This is a genomic window from Roseateles sp. GW821-FHT02E12 (genome assembly GCF_059421665.1).
The window spans coordinates 2,025,006-2,037,468 of sequence record NZ_JBWKVK010000001.1 but is presented as its reverse complement, the minus strand read 5'-3'; the positions used below and the strand labels follow the sequence as shown (position 1 = coordinate 2,037,468).

Here is a 12,463-nt window from a genome sequence, read left to right as displayed (position 1 = left end):
CCGCGCATTCTAGAAAGCCCCGGCGCCCGCCCCATTCGTCACGGCCTCAAAGCCAATGCGCCAACGCGGCGCCCAGGCCGGTTACGCCGCTGGACGCGCCGATCAGCAGGACGTCGCGCCGCTCGTTGCGCAGGCGCCAGGCATGCCAGGCAGACCAGCCGAGCACAGTGGCGAGAAGGGCGAGACAACCAGTCAGGGGTTCCATGATGCGTATGGGTTGGAGTGAAAGAAAGGGAGATCAGCGCAGCACTGCGACGGGCGGCGGCAACGAGGAGCGCTGGGACTTGCGCCACAGCGCAATCGCCACGTGCACCACCAGGCCGATGCCCAGCAGCAGCAAGGCGCCAAAGGCCCACACCACCCATGCCAGCACGGTGACGCCGCCGGACAGCGACGGCAGCCAGCCCGAGAGCGACTGCAACTGCGGCGTCAGCGTTTCAACTGCGGAGACCAACCACTCCGCCACCGGTACGGGCAGCCACGCGGTCAGCGACTCGGGCAGGCTCCAGTCACCGGTGCCCAGCGTGCCGGCGTGGGACAGCATGGCAACCAGCAACGCATGTGCTGCCGTGACGAGCCCGGACCACAGGGCCAACAGCAGCAACACCAGCACCCATCCCACAACGAACACCATGGCACGACCCTCGGTCAAAGAACCGCTGGAGTGTGTTCGTGCTGCTCGCGATGAGGAAGATGCTCAGCCCTCAGCCAAGCTTCTGCAAAACCGAAGTGAACGCGGCTCAAGCCACCCGAGAAAGCACCGGCTTCAGCGCCACGCCGGTATGGCTGCCGCTGGCCACCACCTGCTCCGGCGTGCCTTCGATGACCAGCCGGCCACCCGCATCGCCGCCCTCCGGCCCCAGGTCAAGCACCCAGTCCGCTTCGGCGATGACGTCCAGGTCATGCTCGATGACGACGACCGAGTGCCCACCCGACACCAGGCGATGCAACACGCGGATCAGCTTCTCGACGTCTGCCATGTGCAGGCCCACGGTCGGCTCGTCCAGCACGTAGAGCGTGTGCGGCGCCTTCTGGCCGCGGCGCGTAACGTCGTCACGCACCTTGACCAGCTCCGACACCAGCTTGATCCGCTGCGCCTCACCGCCCGACAGCGTGGGTGACGGCTGCCCCAGCGTCAGGTAGCCCAGGCCCACGTCCTTCAGCAACTGCAGCGGATGCGAAATCGACGGCATGGCCGCGAAGAACTCGACCGCCTCGTCCACTTCCATCGCCAGCACGTCGCCAATGCTCTTGCCGCGCCAGCTGACACCCAGCGTCTCGGGGTTGAAGCGCTGGCCGTGGCATTGGTCGCAGGGCACCTTCACATCGGGCAGGAAGCTCATCTCGATGGTCTTCATGCCCTGGCCTTCGCAGCCGGGGCAGCGGCCCGCGCCGGTGTTGAAGCTGAAGCGGGCCGGCGCATAGCCGCGCGCCTTGGACTCCAGCGTCTCGGCAAAGAGCTTGCGGATGGCATCCCAGAAGCCGATGTAGGTGGCCGGGCAGGAGCGCGGCGTCTTGCCGATGGGGGTCTGGTCGACCTCCAGCACACGGTCGACCTGTTCGTGGCCTTCGATGCCGTCGCAGCCCGTCCACTTGGCCGGCGCCTTGCGCAGCGGCACGACGACGGCCATGTTGGCCAGCAGCACGTCGCGAGCGAGCGTCGACTTGCCGGAGCCGGACACGCCTGTCACCGCCACCAACCGGTGCAACGGCACGTCGACCGTCACGGCCTTGAGGTTGTGCAGAGATGCGTTCAGCACGGTCAGCTTGGGCGCGTCGGGCTCGACCGGCCGGCGGGCCTGCAGCGGGTGGATCAGCGGGTGGGCCAGCATGCGGCCCGTCGTCGATTCAGGCTGCAGGGCCAGCTCGGCCGCCGTGCCCTGCGCAACGACACGGCCACCGCGTTTGCCGGCGCCGGGGCCGATGTCGATGATGTGGTCGGCGCGGCGGATGGTGTCCTCGTCGTGCTCGACGACCACCAGCGTGTTGCCCTTGTCGCCCAGCGTCGCCAGCGCCTTCAGCAGGATCTGGTTGTCGCGCGGGTGCAGGCCGATGGTGGGCTCGTCCAGCACGTAGCAGACGCCCTGCAGGTTGCTGCCGAGCTGCGCCGCCAGGCGGATGCGCTGGGCCTCGCCGCCCGACAACGTGGGCGCCGCGCGGTCCAGCGTCAGGTAGCCCAGGCCGACCTCCTGCAGGAACTCCAGGCGGCCGAGGATTTCGCTGACGACGTCGCGGGCGATGTCGGCGTCGCGGCCGTGCAGCGCCAGGCCTTTCACCCAGCCATGCGCCTCGCCCACGCTCCAGGCGGCCACGTCGCCAATGCCCTTGTGCTCGAACTCGACCGAGCGCGCCGTCGGGTTCAGCCGCGTGCCATGGCAATCGGGGCAGACGGCATCGGTCAGGCCTTCGACCTCGACTTCTTCCGAAGGGAAGCTCTGCTCGCGGCCGCGGTTGTCGTCGCTCTGCACGCTGTCGTCGAGCTCCTTGCGCTGCTCGCGCGTCAGCGCCAGGCCCGTGCCCACGCAGCCCTTGCACCAGCCGTGCTTGGAGTTGTACGAGAACAGGCGCGGGTCCAGCTCGGGGTAGCTGGTGCCACAGACGGGGCAGGCCCGCTTGGTGGAGAACACCTTGACCGTGCCGACGCCGGCGCCGGTCGCGCCCTCTTCCACGCTGAGGCCGTCCAGCGGCGCCAGCAGGTGCAGCACGCCCTTGCCCACGTCCAGCGCCTTGGCCAGCAGCTCGCGCAGCTCGGCTTCGCGTTCGGGGGCGATGACGAGATCGCCGACGGGCAGCTCCAGCGTGTGCTCCTTGAAGCGGTCGATGCGCGGCCAGGGCGACGTGGGCAGGAACTCGCCATCCACGCGCAGATGCGTGTGGCCGCGGCCCTTGGCCCATTTGGCGAGGTCGGTGTAGACGCCCTTGCGATTCACCACCAGCGGCGCAAGCAGCCCCACGTGCTGGCCGCGGTAGTCGCGCATCAGCTGCGCGGCGATGGACTCGACGCTCTGCGGCCGCACGGGCGCGCCGTCGTTGATGCAGTGCTGCACGCCCAGCTTCACGTAGAGCAGGCGCAGGAAATGCCAGACCTCGGTCGTCGTCGCGACCGTGCTCTTGCGGCCGCCGCGGCTCAGGCGCTGCTCGATGGCGACCGTGGGCGGGATGCCCCACACGGCATCCACCTCGGGCCGGCCGGCCGGTTGCACGATGGAGCGTGCGTAGGCGTTCAGCGATTCGAGGTAGCGGCGCTGGCCTTCGTTGAAGAGGATGTCGAAGGCCAGCGTGGATTTGCCCGAGCCGCTGACGCCGGTGACGACGTTGAACTTGCCGCGCGGGATGTCGACGCTCAGGCCCTTGAGGTTGTGCTCGCGGGCGTTGACGATCTTGATGGCCTCGTCGGTCTGGCGGCGTGCACGCACGATGGACTGCAGCGGCCGGCCTTCCTCGATCGCCATGGCCGGGCGGTCCATGTGCAGCGCGTAGTCGCGCAGCGCGGCGGCGGTGTGCGAGGTCGCGTGATGGGTCACCGCCTCGGGCGTGCCAACGCAGACGACCTCGCCACCCGCCTCGCCGCCTTCGGGGCCGAGGTCGATGAGCCAGTCGGCCGCGCGGATGACGTCGAGGTTGTGCTCGATGACGATCAGCGAGTGGCCGGCGCTCAACAGCTTGCGCAGCGCCCGCATCAGCTTGGCGATGTCGTCGAAGTGCAGGCCGGTCGTCGGCTCGTCGAACAGGAACAGCGTGCCCTTCTTGGCGACGCCGAAACGCGGCGCCGCGGCCGCCTCGGCCAGGAAGCCAGCGAGCTTGAGGCGCTGCGCCTCGCCGCCCGACAGCGTGGGCACCGGTTGGCCCAGGCGCACGTATTCCAGGCCCACGTCAACGATGGGCTGCAGCTTGGCAATGACGGCGCGGTGCTCGCTGAACAGGTTCACCGCCTCGGCGACGGTCAGCTCCAGCACGTCGGACACGCTCAGGTCGCGGTCCTTCAGCGCCAGCTTCACGTCCAGCATTTCGGCGCGGAAGCGCTTGCCGTCGCAGTCCGGGCAGCGCAGGTAGACGTCGCTGAGGAACTGCATCTCCACGTGCTCGAAGCCCGAACCGCCGCAGGTCGGGCAGCGGCCGTCGCCGGCGTTGAAGCTGAACATGCCGGCCGTGTAGCTGCGCTCGACGGCCAGCGGCGCGACGGCGAACAGCTTGCGGATCTCATCGAAAGCGCCCACGTAGCTGGCCGGGTTGGAGCGCGCCGTCTTGCCGATGGGCGACTGGTCGACGAACACCGCGTCGGCGAGGAAGTCTCCGCCCAGCAGTCGCTCGTGGGCGCCGGGCGTCTCGGTCGCCTTGCCGAACTGGCGGGCCAGCGCGGGGTAGAGCACGTCCTGCATCAGCGTGCTCTTGCCCGAGCCCGACACGCCGGTCACGACGACGAGACGTTGCAGCGGGAATTCGACCGACACATCCCTCAGGTTGTGCTCGCGCACGCCTTCGAGGATGAGCTTGGGCGTGGACTCGTCCACCAGCCGCTTCAGCCCCATGCCGACATGCTTGCGCCCGCCCAGGTAGGCGCCGGTCAGCGTGTCCGCGGCACGGATGTTGTCGGGCGTGCCGTCGTAGACGATCTCGCCACCGCGCTCGCCGGGGCCGGGGCCCATGTCGATGAGGCGGTCGGCCGCCAGCATGACGGCGGGGTCATGCTCCACGACGACCAGCGTGTTGCCCGCGTCGCGCAGCCGCTGCATGGCCTGCACGATGCGGCCCATGTCTCGCGGGTGCAGGCCGATGCTGGGCTCGTCCAGCACGAACAAGGTGTTGACCAGCGAGGTTCCCAGCGCCGTCGTCAGGTTGATGCGCTGCACCTCGCCGCCGGAGAGGGTGCGGCTCTGGCGGTCCAGCGTCAGATAGCCCAGGCCCACGTCGCAGAGGTAGCGGCTGCGGTGGCGGATTTCGTCCAGCAGCAGCTTCAGCGCTTCGTCCAGCATGGTGCTGGGCAGTTGCAGGCCGTCGACGAAATCGCGCAGGCGCTGGATGGGCAGTTGCATCAGGTCGTGCAGGCTCAGGCCCGGCAGCGCTTCGAGCTGCTCACGGCTCCAGTCCACCCCCACCGGCAGGAAGCGCTGCGCCGCCGGCAGCGCCGCATCGGCCAGCGGCTTGGCGCCGACGCGCCACAGCAAAGCCTCCGTCTTCAGCCGTGCACCCCGGCAGCTGGGGCATTCGGTGTAGCTGCGGTACTTGGACAAGAGCACGCGGATGTGCATCTTGTAGGCCTTGCTCTCCAGGTATTCAAAGAAGCGCTTGACCCCGTACCACTGCTTGTTCCAGTTGCCGTTCCAGTTCGGCGTGCCATTGATGACCCACTCCCGGTGGGCGGCAGACAAGTCCTTCCACGGCGTGTCACGCGGGATGCCGGCTTCGCCGGCGTACTTCAGCAGGTCGTCCTGGCAGTCCTTCCACGCGGGCGTCTGCATCGGCTTGATGGCACCGTTGCGCAGCGTCTTGCGGTCGTCGGGGATGACGAGGCCGAGATCCACGCCGATGACGCGGCCGAAGCCGCGGCAGCTATCGCAGGCGCCGAAGGCGGAATTGAAGGAAAACAGTGCCGGCTGCGGGTCAGCGTAGCGGAGGTCGCTGTCCGGGCAATGCAGGCCGGTGGAGAAGCGCCACAAAACGGCGCCTTCGTCGCCGACGTAGACGCTGAGCCGCCCCGCCCCCCGCTTGAGCGACAGCTCGATGGCCTCCATCGCGCGCTGCTTGTCCGCACCCTGGATGCGGAAACGGTCGGCGACGACGTCCAACACTTTTTTACCGTCCACCTCGCGCTCGGCCTGCACGCGGGTGAAGCCACTGGCCGACAACCACTGCTCGACCTGCTCGGCGCTCGTGTTCGCGGGCAGCTCGATGGGAAAAGTCAGCACCATCCTGGGGTCTTGCGCCGCTTCGGCGCGCACCATCAGCTCCGCATAAATGCTCTGCGCCGTGTCATGCCTGACCGGCTGCGCCGTCTTGCGGTCAAAAAGCTCGGCCGCCCGGGCGTAAAGCAGCTTCAGGTGGTCGTTCAGCTCCGTCATGGTGCCTACCGTGGAGCGGCTGGTGCGCACCGGGTTGGTCTGGTCGATGGCGATGGCCGGCGGCACGCCGTCCACCTTGTCGACGGCTGGGCGGTCCATGCGGTCCAGGAACTGCCGGGCGTAGGCCGAGAAGGTCTCCACGTAGCGGCGCTGGCCCTCGGCGTAGAGGGTGTCGAACACCAGGCTGGACTTGCCCGAGCCGCTGGGGCCGGTCACGACGGTCAACTCCGCGGTGCGCAGATCGAGATCGAGGTTCTTGAGGTTGTGCTGCCGAGCGCCTCGGATGCGGATCAGACCGTCGGACATGGGTGGGGAGGTGCCAAAACGACAAAGGCGAGCAGTGTAGGGAGACAGGTTGACGAAAACTGTCAGCACGCGCGAACGACAAGCGGTCGATTCAGGCGACATGAGCGGCCAAGCCTCACCGTATTTGTGGGGCATCGGGTTGCGCAGCGGCACCTGCTGAGGCAACAATGGCTTGCGCCCCTTTCGGGGCCAACATAAAAACAAACTGAACAAGGACACGGGGATGGACAAGTCGAGGTTGCCCGAACCAGGATTAGCGCTGGTTCCGTTCTGGCTGAACGCCGCCACCGATGGGGCGCGCGGCGGCGCGCCTCAGCTTGGCGGCGACGAAGCCTCCACGAGTCGACGCCTGGCCCAGGTCCTGCTCGTCGAGGACAACCACATCAATCAGGTCGTCGCGCTGGAGTTCCTGGCGCTGATGGGCGTTCAGGCCAGGCTCGCCAGGAACGGCATCGAAGCCCTGTCCGCCTGCGCGGAAGCCGCTCCGGACCTCGTGCTGATGGACATCCAGATGCCCGGCATGGACGGCCTGGAATGCGCCCGCCGCCTGCGCGCCCAGCAGCGCGATGGCAGCCTGCCCGCCTTCCCCATCCTTGCCCTGACCGCGCACGCGCTGGACGCCGACGTGGCCGCCAGCCTGGAGGCCGGCATGGACGAGCACCTGACCAAGCCGCTGGACTTCGTCGCGCTGCGCACCCGGCTGCAGCGCTGGCTCAAGCTGCCCGAGCCGAACTGACCCACCGGGTCAGGCGCCGCTGAAGGCGTGGCCCAGGCGGTCCGTCAGCGGCTTGAGCCACCAGCCCAGCAGCGAGCGCTCGCCCAGGCTCACCATCACATCCACCGGCAGGCCGGCGCGCAGTTCCACGCCGTGCAGCCGCGCACGCTCGCCGTCGGCCAAGGCCACGCGCACGCGCAGGTAGCCGGCACCGCTGCGGCCGTCCTCCAGCTTGTCGGCACTGACAGTCAGCACGCGGCCCCGCAGCGTCGGCGTCTGCGTGCGGTCCAGGCTGGTGAAGACGAGGTCGGCCGGCTGGCCGGCGTGCAGCTTCTCGCCCGCCACCAGCGGGAAACGGCTGTCGACGACCAGCTCGTCGTCGCTGGGCACCAGCTCCATCAGCGTCTGCCCACCCTGCACGATGCCACCCACCGTGTGCACCGCCAGGCCGACGACGACGCCGTCCACCGGCGCGACGAGGCGGCTCTGGGTGATCTGCTGGGCCAGCGTCGCAACGCGCGCGGCGAGTTGGGCGCCCTGGCGCTCGGCGTCGAGCAGCTCGGCCTGCCAATCGCGCTTCAGCTCCACGCCGCGCAGCGACTGCGTCGCATCCGCCTCGCGGGCGGCCTCGCGCAGGCGGGCCAGCTCGGCCGTGCCACGCGCCTCATCCTGCTGGGCGGCGTGCAGCTGGCGCTGGGCGTCGGCCAGCTTGAGTCGCGGGTAATAGCCCTGGCGGGCCAGGTCTTCGAGCTGGGCCGTCTGCTGCTGGACGATGGCACGCTGGGCGCGCTGCTCGGTCAGGCCCGCCTGCTGGCCCTCGGCCTCGCGGGCCAGCTGGGCACGGCGCGCAGCCAACTGGGTGCTGCCGTCGCGCTGGCCCTGGGCCAGGCTGCGGAACAGCGCGGCCTGCGTGTCGAGCAGCGTGGCGCCGTCGACCATGGCCGCCGCGTCGCGCTTCAACCCGGCCGAGAAGGCCAGCGCGCCCTGCCCTTGAAGCAAAGCCGTCAGGCGCTCGCGCGAGGCGGCCAGCAGCAGGGCCTGGCGGCGCGCGGCGGCCTGCTCCGCCTCGGCGGCGGTGCTGTCCAGCTCGACCAGCAACTGGCCGGCGCGCACACGGTCACCCTCGGCCACATGCAGGGCGCGCACGGCCGCGCCGAAGGCGGGCTGCACCACCTTGCGCTGGCTGGCCGCAGCGAGCGAGCCCTGGCCCGGCAGGGCCTGGTCCACCGGCGCCCAGGCCGCTGCGGCCAGGAAGCCGCCGAAGCCCAGCACCAGCAGCGCGAGGCCACGTCGAACGAGGGGGCGGAGATCGTCTTGGAGGTCTTGCATGATGTGCTTCCGGTTCAGGCGCTGCGCAGCGCGGGGCGGGGTTCGACAGCGGCGATGCGGCCGCCGCGCAGCAACAGCACGCGGTCGGCCACGGCCAACAGCGCGTTGCGGTGGGTGATGACGACGGCCGAGCGGCCGGCCTGCTTGTGCGCCTGCAGCGCGGCGCGCAGGGCCTGCTCGCCGGGTTCGTCGAGATGGGCGTTGGGTTCGTCCAGCACCAGCACGGCCGGGTCGCCGTACAACGCACGGGCCAGGCCCACACGCTGGCGCTGGCCGCCGGACAGCTGCAAGCCCTGCGGGCCCAGGCGGGTCTGGTAGCCCTGGGGCAGGCGCAGCACCAGCTCGTGCACGCCGGCGGCCTGGGCGGCGCGCACGACGGCGGCGCGGCCGGCCTCGTCGCCTTCCAGCGCGGCCAGGCGGGCGATGTTCTCGGCCACCGTGCCGTCGAAGAACTGCACGTCCTGCGGCAGCACGCCGATGGCGGCAGCGCGCTGGGCGGCCGGCCATTGCGGCAGCGTGGCGCCGTCCAGCCGCACGCAGCCGCGGCCGGGCTGCAGGCCGCCACACAGCAGCCGCGCCAGCGTCGACTTGCCGGCGCCACTCGGGCCGACGACAGCCACCACCTCGCCAGGCGCCACCTCGAAGTCCAGGCCCGCCAGCAGCTCGGCCTCGCCGTCCAGGCTCAGGCCCAGGCCTTCGACGCGCAGGGCGCCGCGCGGCGCGGGCAGTTCGATGGGCTCGGCCTCGGCCGGGCGGGCCAGCAACTCGCGCAGGCGCGGCCAGCTCTCGCGCAGCGCGGCCAGGCTGCGACCCTGCTGGATCAGGCCTTCCCAGGGCTGCAACGCGCGGCCCAGCAACAGGCTGGACGCCATCATCATTCCCGGGCTGATGCGCTGCTCCAGCACCAGCCAGGCGCCCAGGCCCAGGGCCAGCGACTGGGTGGCGAGGCGTGCCAGGCGCTGCAGCGCGCCGATGCGGCCCACCTCGGCCGCTGCGGCCAGTTGCTGGCCCGAGGCGCGGCCGTGCAGCACACCCCAGCGGGCGGCCAGGGACTGCTGCAGGCCCAGGGCGCGCACGGTCTCGCCCTGGCGGGCCACCTCGTGCAGGGCTTGCTGGGCCTGGGCGGCGTCCAGCTGGGCCTGCTGCAGCGGCGCACGCAGCCGGCGCTCCTGCCACAGCGCCAGGCCCACCAGCAGCGCGATGGACAGGGCCACGAAGGCTCCCAACCAAACGTCCACGATGGCCGCGACGAGCACGAAGACCAAGCCCAGCGGCAGGTCGAACAGCAGCGCCGGCAGTGGGCCGGCAACGGCCTGGCGCAGCGTGGCCAGGTCGGCCGCCAGCAGCTGCGGCGGCTGGCCGGTGGTGGGCTGCACGGCGGCCGCGAAGACGTGGGGCGCGATCAGCGCATCGGCCCGCGCCGCCAGCCGCGCGCAGACGGCCGAGCGCACCGCCTCCAGCGCCACCAGCAGGCCGTAGAGCCCGAGGGTGAGGCCGGTCAGCACCAGCAGCGTGGTCTCGTTGCGGCTGGACAGCACGCGGTCGTACACCTGCAGCATGTAGACCGTGGGCACCAGCAGCAGTGCCGTGATGGCCAGGCTGAAGAGACCGAAGGCCAGCGCATGGCGCTTGAGCAGCCGGGGCAGGTCGAGGGCGGAGGGGGTGGGGTTCATGGCGCGGCGAAAGGCTGAAATGACAATGGCCCGCAGTCTTGCGGGCCACCGTTTCAGCCCGGCTTCGCGCCGGGTTTCATTTGTTGTCAGGACGCGAGCGTTACAGGCCGAAGTCGCTGATCGACAGCGAGTAATGGCTGTTGCCGGTCAGCAGCACGTTCAGGTCAAGCTGGCCGTCACCGTTGGCGTCCACGTGCACCCAGGTCTCGTAGCTGCCGCTGCCCTGGTAGGGCGCCTTCTCAACGTAGAAGCTGCCCTGGCCGCCGCCAACGAAGCTGCCGTTGAAGGAGAACGCGAGCTGCTGGTCGCCGGCCAGCGCGGCGTTGCCGTCGATGGCGGAGAAGTCGATCTTGTCCTCGCCCTTGACGAAGTCGCGGACGGTCTGCACCTCGCCGACCACGGCCTGGCGGAAGACGAAGACGTCCTTGCCGGTGCCGCCGTACAGCGAATTGCTGCCGGTGCCGCCGTCCAGGCGGTCGTTGCCTTCCTCGCCGTACAACACGTCGTCGCCGGCCTTGCCGAACAGCTGGTCGTTGCCGACGTCGCCCACCATGAAGTTGTTGCCGTCGTTGCCAACGCCGATGCAGTTGGCGCTGGTCTCGAACCTCAGCACCTCGACGTTGCTGGTCAGGGTGTAGTTGTCCAGCAGGCTGGTGACGGTGTCGAAGCCCTCGCCGGCGTTCTCCACGACGGTGTCCCAGAGGCTGTCGACCACATAGCCGTCGTTGCCGGCACCGCCGCTCATGGTGTCGGCGCCCGTGCCGCCGTTCAGGCAGTCGTCCTGGCTGCCGCCCACCAGCTTGTCGTTGCCGGCATCGCCAAAGAGGGTGTTCTTCTGGCTGGCGCCACCGAAGATCTGGTTGTCGCCCGCGTTGCCATTGCCCTTGAAGGTACTGCCGCTGCCGATGAAGCGCAGGTCCTCCACGTTGGCGGCCAGCGTCGTCGTCGCGTCACGGGTCCAGACCACGTCGACGCCGCCGCCGGCCGCCTCGACGACGGTGTCCAGTTGGTCGTCGTTCAGCACATAGAGGTCGTTGCCAGCGCCGCCGATCAGCGTGTTGGCGCCGCTGCCGCCGTCCAGCCAGTCGTTGCCGTTGCCGCCGTCCAGCGTGTCGGCGCCGCCCAGGCCGTAGAGGGTGTCGTTGCCGTCGTTGCCGTACAGCGTGTCGTTCAGCTCCCAGCCGGTGATGCGGTTGTCGCCGGTGTTGCCGCGGCCGATGAAGCTGCTGGCACCCACGATCTGGCCGTTGACGACGCTGACGTAGAAGTCCAGGTTCTCGATGTTCTGCTGCAGGTAGAGGTCGGCGATGTTGCTGCGCACGCTGTCGTTGCCCTCGTTGGCGTTCTCCGTGATGAAGTCAAAGTCGCTGTCCATGACGTAGACGTCGTCGCCCGTGCCGCCGAACAGCTCGTCGAGGCCGTCGCCGCCGTCGATGTAGTCGTTGCCGCCGAAGCCGTACAGGGCGTCGCCGCCGTTGGCGCCGATGATCTTGTTGTCCAGCTCGTTGCCGTAGCCGATGAAGTTCTTGGCGTAGGGCGCGGTGTTCTCGAAGTACAGGTTCTCGACGTTCTGGTCCAGCGCCCAGTTCAGCGTCGCGGTGACGCTGTCCGTGCCCTCGCCGGCGTATTCGATGGTGCGGTCGCTGGCGTTCTCGACACGGTAGAAGTCATTGCCGGTGCCGCCGAACATGATGTCCACGCCGGCCTTGCCGTCGAGCTGGTCGTTGCCGGCGCCGCCGTAAAGGAAGTCGTTGCCGGCCGAGCCGCTGATGCGGTTGTTCAGCGCATTGCCGGTGAAGGTCACCGGCACGTTGGCCAGCGCCGGGTCGGCAATCAGGTTCTCGACGTTGGCGCCCAGCGTATAGCTGGCCAGGCGGCTCATGACGGTGTCGTTGCCCTGGCCCGCGTACTCGGTGACCACGTCACCCGCGTCCCAGACCATGAACAAGTCGTCACCCGTGCCGCCCAGCATGAAGTCGCTGCCCACGCCGCCAGACAGCACGTCGTTGCCGGCGTCGCCCTGCAGCCAGTCGCTGCCCGCGCCGCCAAAGAGGTGGTCGTTGCCGTCGCCACCGTAGAGGGTGTCCATGCCGGCGCCGCCGTCGATGTAGTCGTCACCGGCGCCGCCGTTGACCTTGTCGTCGCCGGCCTCGGCAAAGATGGCGTCGGCCTGCGCCGTGCCGAAGACCTCGTCGATGGAATCGCTGAGGTCGAAGGTAGTCATCGAACGCGCGGCCGTCACCGGCTGGCCGTCCACCGCGCTGGTGAACATGACCGTTTCGATCGTGGAGGAAAGGATGCCTTCATCGAGGAAACCGATGACGGGCTTGAGGGACTTTTGCATGACGTGCTCCTTGAGATGTGTTGGGTCGCCCCGGCTT

At 69.5% G+C, this 12,463-nt stretch carries 7 protein-coding genes; 1 reads left to right on the top strand and 6 read right to left on the bottom strand.

Going from position 1 to position 12,463, the window contains the following annotated elements:
* Positions 1-46 precede the first annotated feature (46 nt).
* The 3 genes from AC07V5_RS09625 to uvrA form a co-directional block, all read right to left on the bottom strand.
* Positions 47-205 carry a hypothetical protein gene (locus AC07V5_RS09625; protein ID WP_495115427.1) on the bottom strand — a complete coding sequence of 53 codons (159 nt, stop codon included), beginning with the start codon at positions 203-205 and terminating at the stop codon, positions 47-49.
* Positions 206-238: 33 nt separating this feature from the next.
* On the bottom strand, positions 239-634 hold the full coding sequence (locus tag AC07V5_RS09620) for a hypothetical protein (RefSeq protein WP_495115426.1): 396 nt from the start codon (positions 632-634) through the stop codon (positions 239-241).
* A gap of 106 nt (positions 635-740) precedes the next feature.
* A complete protein-coding gene (uvrA, locus tag AC07V5_RS09615; protein WP_495115425.1) occupies positions 741-6,365 on the bottom strand; it encodes an excinuclease ABC subunit UvrA in 5,625 nt (1,874 codons plus the stop codon).
* 223 nt (positions 6,366-6,588) lie between these two features.
* Between uvrA and AC07V5_RS09610 the strand changes: the two genes are divergently transcribed.
* Complete coding sequence (locus AC07V5_RS09610; RefSeq protein ID WP_495115424.1) at positions 6,589-7,101, top strand: response regulator; 513 nt, start codon at positions 6,589-6,591, stop codon at positions 7,099-7,101.
* Positions 7,102-7,110: 9 nt separating this feature from the next.
* Here AC07V5_RS09610 and AC07V5_RS09605 read toward each other — a convergent pair whose 3' ends face one another.
* The 3 genes from AC07V5_RS09605 to AC07V5_RS09595 all read right to left on the bottom strand — a co-directional run bounded on the left by AC07V5_RS09605 (position 7,111) and on the right by AC07V5_RS09595 (position 12,426).
* Complete coding sequence (locus AC07V5_RS09605) at positions 7,111-8,409, bottom strand: HlyD family type I secretion periplasmic adaptor subunit (protein WP_495115423.1); 1,299 nt, start codon at positions 8,407-8,409, stop codon at positions 7,111-7,113.
* Between the two features lie 14 nt (positions 8,410-8,423).
* Positions 8,424-10,082, bottom strand: coding sequence for a type I secretion system permease/ATPase (locus AC07V5_RS09600; protein WP_495115422.1), 1,659 nt, complete (start codon positions 10,080-10,082; stop codon positions 8,424-8,426).
* A 100-nt stretch (positions 10,083-10,182) separates the two neighbouring features.
* Complete coding sequence (locus AC07V5_RS09595; RefSeq protein WP_495115421.1) at positions 10,183-12,426, bottom strand: calcium-binding protein; 2,244 nt, start codon at positions 12,424-12,426, stop codon at positions 10,183-10,185.
* Positions 12,427-12,463: the final 37 nt, after the last annotated feature.

Coding starts and splice junctions, on each gene's coding strand:
- AC07V5_RS09625 (WP_495115427.1), bottom strand. CDS start 205: ATGGAACCCCTGACTGGTTGTCTCGCCCTTCTCGCCACTGTGCTCGGC.
- AC07V5_RS09620 (WP_495115426.1), bottom strand. CDS start 634: ATGGTGTTCGTTGTGGGATGGGTGCTGGTGTTGCTGCTGTTGGCCCTG.
- uvrA (WP_495115425.1), bottom strand. CDS start 6,365: ATGTCCGACGGTCTGATCCGCATCCGAGGCGCTCGGCAGCACAACCTC.
- AC07V5_RS09610 (WP_495115424.1), top strand. CDS start 6,589: ATGGACAAGTCGAGGTTGCCCGAACCAGGATTAGCGCTGGTTCCGTTC.
- AC07V5_RS09605 (WP_495115423.1), bottom strand. CDS start 8,409: ATGCAAGACCTCCAAGACGATCTCCGCCCCCTCGTTCGACGTGGCCTC.
- AC07V5_RS09600 (WP_495115422.1), bottom strand. CDS start 10,082: ATGAACCCCACCCCCTCCGCCCTCGACCTGCCCCGGCTGCTCAAGCGC.
- AC07V5_RS09595 (WP_495115421.1), bottom strand. CDS start 12,426: ATGCAAAAGTCCCTCAAGCCCGTCATCGGTTTCCTCGATGAAGGCATC.